The 5,435-nt window shown below is 45.8% G+C and carries 5 protein-coding genes; 2 read left to right on the top strand and 3 right to left on the bottom strand.

All coding sequences use genetic code 11. The features are described from left to right. Both H740_RS04085 and sstT read right to left on the bottom strand, forming a co-directional pair. Window positions 1-1,093, bottom strand: a 1,093-nt coding sequence (locus H740_RS04085; protein WP_002951624.1) for a M3 family metallopeptidase, incomplete at its 3' end; no start/stop codon positions are given. A gap of 15 nt (window positions 1,094-1,108) precedes the next feature. After that, window positions 1,109-2,413, bottom strand: a complete 1,305-nt coding sequence (gene sstT / locus H740_RS04080) for a serine/threonine transporter SstT (protein WP_002951618.1) — start codon at window positions 2,411-2,413, stop codon at window positions 1,109-1,111. Window positions 2,414-2,555: 142 nt separating this feature from the next. Here sstT and metK point away from each other — a divergent pair, with 142 nt between their 5' ends. Both metK and H740_RS04070 read left to right on the top strand, forming a co-directional pair. Continuing rightward, window positions 2,556-3,758: a methionine adenosyltransferase gene (metK, locus tag H740_RS04075; protein ID WP_002951609.1), complete on the top strand. Its 1,203-nt coding sequence runs from the start codon at window positions 2,556-2,558 to the stop codon at window positions 3,756-3,758. 167 nt (window positions 3,759-3,925) lie between these two features. Continuing rightward, window positions 3,926-4,360 (top strand): hypothetical protein, encoded by a 435-nt coding sequence (locus H740_RS04070; protein ID WP_002951607.1) that lies wholly within the window; start codon window positions 3,926-3,928, stop codon window positions 4,358-4,360. A gap of 147 nt (window positions 4,361-4,507) precedes the next feature. On the opposite strand, the gene lnt is transcribed toward H740_RS04070, so the two are convergent. Continuing rightward, window positions 4,508-5,435 (bottom strand): apolipoprotein N-acyltransferase (gene lnt, locus H740_RS04065; RefSeq protein ID WP_002951605.1); only part of this gene is annotated, 928 nt, incomplete at its 5' end.

Genomic DNA, 5,435 nt, shown 5'->3' with positions numbered 1-5,435 from the left:
GTGTAAAAAGACCCCGCCTCTCGTTGGTGTGGTTTAAAAGCACGTATGGATGGGCTTTTGCGACGCCTGATTGCGAAAAGGCGCCGCCTCGTTTATTTTCGGCCGGATAAACGTCGATCCAGCCCTCTTTAAACGCGCGAGCGGCTATCTCGCCGAATTTCGGGCTAAATTTAGAAAAAGTCTCAAGCACGATTTTTTTGCATTCGTCAAATTTATAAACGCTCTTGCTCTCACCCAGCGGCGCATATCTATCGTAGTCGTAAAGCTTTTTAAAGCCTAAAATTTTGCGCTTTTTCTCGTAAAATTTAATCGGCAGGTCAAAGCTCGTCTCGGCGGCCTTTATTAGCGCGTCCACGCTGGCTTTTGTCGTTTGGTTTGAAAAATGCCGAGGACTTTCGGGTAGATCAAATTTTCGCAGCTCGCAGCTAGTTTTTAGGCTGGTTTTTATCATATTATAGATGTAGCTAAGCAGATGCTGCTGCGGCGCTAGGCCGTCTGATAGGCTCTTTGCGGCTGCTTTTCGCTCGGCTCGGTCGGGGCTGTGAAGTTTTGACAAAATCTCCTCTTCGCCTAGCATATTGCCTTTAAATTTAAACTTAAGCGCGCTTAGCGTCTCGTCAAAAAGTCGCGAAAAACCTTCCGCGCCGGTGTTTGCCGTGCGCAGTAAAATTTGCTCCTCTTTTAGGCTTAGCTGGTGGGCTTTTTCTTTTGCGATACTATCTAGATAGTAGCCTAGTCTTTGGCTTTTGGAGATAATTTTGTTTTGGCGAGCCTCGTCAAATTCGTTAAATTTAAGCTCAAAAAAGAGCAGATGATTTTGCGCTTTTGAGCTTAGCTCGTCAAATTTGGCGTAAAACGCGCCCTTTGAGGTGTCTTTTGAGAAAACTAGGCTCACGTAAATTTGCACGCGAGCGATGTTTTCTAACAAATTTTCATATTCGTTAAGCGCGTTTAAAAACTCCTCGTCGCTTAAACTTAAAAATTTATCCGAGTATTTGGCTTCAAATTTTTCGCACTCGTTTTGTAACGAAAGAGCCGAAATCTCCAGCTCTTTTTCATTTTTAAAAAGCGGGGTCAAGTCCCAAACATTCATTTTGCAGCCTTAAATTTACTCTATAGTCTCTGAAGCTACGGCGGTGAAAAGTACGTCAGAGGCGCTATTTACGGCTGTTTCTACCGAGTCTTGGATCCCGCCGATGATAAATCCTACGCCGACAACCTGCATCGCGATGTCGTTACCGATACCAAATAGCGCGCAAGCAAGCGGCACGAGTAGCAGCGAACCGCCAGCGACGCCAGAAGCCCCACACGCGCCTAGAGCCGAGATAAAGCAAAGCAGTAAGGCGTCGCCAAAATCGACCGTGATAGACGGGATCGAGTTTACCGCCGCAAGCGCCAAGATGCCGATAGTTACGGCTGCGCCGCCCATGTTTATTGTAGCTCCTAGAGGGATAGAGATCGAGTAGAGCTCCTCTTTTAGCCCTAGTTTTTTGCAAAGCGCCATATTTACCGGGATATTTGCCGCAGACGAGCGAGTGAAAAACGCCGTAACCGCGCTCTCTCTAACGCAAGTCATCACTAGCGGATAAGGGTTTTTCTTAGTAACTACAAACACCATCGCAGGGTAAACGACGAAGGAAACGAAAGCCATCGAGCCTACTAGAACGAGGATTAGTTTTAGGTAGCCCGCAAGCGCCTCAAAGCCCGTCTCATGGATGCTGATGGTAACTAGGCCAAAGATACCAAACGGCGCAAGGCGTATGATAAATCTAACGATTTTAGTCACGCCGTCGCTGACGTCTTGGAATACTTTTTTAGTTTCTTGCGTGCAAAATCTCATCGCGATACCGCCGCCCACGGCCCAAGTGATGATGCCGATGTAGTTGCCGCTAGAAAGCGCGCTGATAGGGTTTTGAACCATCTTAAAGATAAGGTCTTTTAGGACGTCGACGATGCCTTGCGGAGCACTCATATTTGCGCTCTCTACGCCTTTTAGCACAAGCTCCATCGGGAAAAGAAAGCTTGCTACGACCGCAACTACGGCAGCTAGAAAAGTGCCGACTAGGTAGAGCGTAACTACCTTTTGCATGCCTTTTGCGTGGCCGAATTCTTTCACGATGATAGAGGTCGCTACCAGTACGAAAACTAGGATAGGCGCGATAGCTTTAAGCGCGCCGACAAAGAGATTTCCCAAAACGGCGATAGAGTTTGCGACCGAATTTGCCACGTCGGTTAAGTCTTTTTTTGCTGCGGCTAGCTGCGCTGCATCGCTCACGCCTTTTGCGATTAGTTCGTTATAAGGAGCCGCCTGATAGTGCGTCCAAAAGCCGATAACGGCGCCTAGAGCTATGCCGATTAAAATTTGAACGATCAAATTTCCGTCGGCGAACCTTTTTGCCAGTTTGCTAAACATTCTAGTGTCCTTGCCTTAAAATTTAATTTTAGTTTAGGATTATAGCCGAATTTACGCGGAATTTACAAGCTTTGAGCGAGATTAATTTGAATTTTATTATGAAATGTTACAATTGCGAGATTAATTTTCATAAAGGAAAAGTATGTATTTATTTACTTCAGAGGTTGTGAGTCCGGGTCACCCGGATAAATGCGCCGACATCATCGCCGACAGCATCGTCGATACGATCTTGATGCAAGATCCAAACGGCCGTGTCGCTAGCGAAGTTTTCGTTGCGGGTAAAAACATTATAATAGGCGGCGAGATAAACTCTAAGGTCAAGTTAAGCTTCAAAGACTACGAGGCGATCGTTAAAAACGCATTGGCAAAAATCGGCTACGACGGCAAGTCTAAATTTACTAAAGAGCAGTGCCTGCACCCCGATGACGTCGAGATAAAAGTCTGCATAAATCAGCAAAGTGCCGATATAAATCAAGGTGTCGATCAAGAGGGTGGCGAGATAGGCGCCGGGGATCAGGGCATAATGTTTGGCTTTGCTAGCTGCGAAGCGAACGAATATATGCCAGCAGCCATAACCTACGCCAGAATGCTTTGCGATAAGGTTTATAAATTTGCCAAAGCTAATCCCGATAAACTGGGCGTCGATATCAAAACTCAGGTCACCGTAGACTATGGCACCAAAGATAACTTTGAAAGCTGCAAGCCTCAAAGTATCCATACTATCGTTGTTTCGGCCCCTTGCGTCGAGACTATGAAGATAGAGGAGCTACGCGCTCTAGTGCAAACTCTCATCGACGACGCTGGCTTGCCAAAGGGCCTTTACGATAAAAGCAAAACGCTAATCTACATCAACCCGACCGGCCGATACGTAAATCACAGCTCGCTTCACGACAGCGGACTAACGGGTCGCAAGCTAATCGTAGATAGCTTTGGCGGATATAGCCCGATAGGCGGCGGCGCGCAAAGCAGCAAGGACTACACGAAAGTCGATCGCAGCGGTCTTTACGCAGCGCGCTGGATAGCTAAAAACATCGTAGCTGCTGGCCTTGCTAAAAAATGCATCGTCCAGCTAAGCTACGCTATCGGTATGGCAAAGCCAACATCTGTCAGCGTCGATACGATGGGCACGCAGATCGCCGGCGTAAACGACGATATACTGTCAAATTTCGTTAGCGAAAACTTTGCTCTCACTCCGCGCTGGATCACGAATAAATTTGGCCTGGATAAACCTGACAAGGAAACGTTTTTATACGCTAAAGTAGCAGCCAAAGGTCAAGTCGGAAACGCCAAATATCCGTGGGAAAAGCTTGACGCGGTTGATACCTTTAAAGCTTTGATTAAATAAATCCTCAAGCCCGCTAAATTTGAAGCGGGCTTAAATTTATACTCAAATTTAAGGCTTCGTATGAAATTTCGTCCTGCTTTACGTCTTAAATTTGACCTCAAAAACCGCTCGGCAAAATTTAAAGAGAATTAAAATGCAAACGACAACAAACCAAAAACGGCAAAAACATGAGGCTTGGACTCGTTTTACTCGGACTTTGCGCTTTTTATTTTCTTTGCGCGCTAGGCATTTTTGTATTGCCTTTTGACGTTCTGGCTCGCTTCTCTTTGGTGCGAGATTTTGTGGAAGCTATGCTTAAAATTTATCCCGCAGTAGAGCGAGCCTTTACTCACACCGATTTTACGCAAAAGGCTGCGTTTTATATCGCTTATATGGGGATTGTTAAGGTCGTTACGCTTGTCGGTTTCGTCGCGGCTTGCTTGCTGTGCGGCAGTAAAAAACATAGAGCTCGCGTGATGAAACAAGCAAGAAAAGAAAATCCGGTCACAAGATTTATTATTTCGATTTTTGCTATTTTGTTGGCTACATTTTTTATAAATTTGGACTTCAGCGGCACCTATATAGGCTACCGAAAACCAAAAAGTTCGCCGGAGGGAGTATGAGTGGGTATTGACGACGCCAGGAGAGCTGTTTTGGCAGGAAACGCTTGATTTTATTATTTTGATTAACGTAGCGGCTTGCATATTTTACGTAGCGTTGCAAATTCAGTTGCTATTTCGCAAACGCAAAAACGCCTAAATTTAGCAAATTTATCTGAAAAATTTATCGAGTAAGCCTTGCTTTGGCGTTATTATCTCAGACGGCGAGCCGTTTACGCTGTGATAGATTGCTTTGCCATATTTCGTCGCGTAGTATCTGAGTAAAATGCGCTGTAAATTTGGCTCGGTACTAGGCATGAACCAGCCGTTGTTAGTAACCGCGATCATGACATCAAATTTTCCCGTAAACAGCTCGTCTCTCGTCGCTTCGTAGCAGATCGCATTTCTGATTTTTACGCCGTCTATCTCGTAGTCGCCCGGAGCGCTTGCCGTTTCAAAATCTTTCGCGCCGCCGAAAAATATTTTATTTATCAAATCACGCGCAAACGCCGGTAGCGGGATCTCCTCGCCAAAAGGCACGAGGATAAATTTGTCCATCCGCTGCATCTTGCCGCGGTCAAAGAAAAACGCCGAGTTGTAGCTGGTGCCGTTTTCGCGAGCTAGCGCGCCTGCGACGATAGCGATCTTTTGCGATTTTTCCAGTAGTTCGGAGGTCAAATTTCGCTCGTGCGTCATATAAACGGGAAAGGCGCTCTCCGGCAAAATAATCGCTCTAAATCCGGCGTTTATCGCCTCGTCAATGATGGCTAAATTTTGATTTATAAACTCGTTTTTTAGCTGTTTGGCCCACTTTAGCTCTTGCGGCACTTCGGTGTTTGCCAGTTTTACTTCAAAAGGCAGAGTTTTAAAATTTGGCGTATCGTACTGAACGGCACAGGCTAAAAGCGCGGCAAAAGCGATAAATTTGAGGCGGTTTTTGACGTAAAACAGGCATAAAATCGCGGCAAAAATAAACGCAAGGGCGAGCAAATTCGGCGCAAAAATTCCCGGCACAAAAACGGCCTCTAAATTTAGCCAGTTAAAGCCGAATGGATGGATATTTGAAACTAAAATAAGCAGCAAAGCCTTTAGCCAATTT

Source organism: Campylobacter showae CC57C (assembly GCF_000344295.2).
GTDB classification, from domain to species: domain Bacteria; phylum Campylobacterota; class Campylobacteria; order Campylobacterales; family Campylobacteraceae; genus Campylobacter_A; species Campylobacter_A showae_B.
The sequence above is the reverse complement of the archived record's forward strand: the minus strand, read 5'-3'. Positions and strand labels throughout refer to the sequence as shown.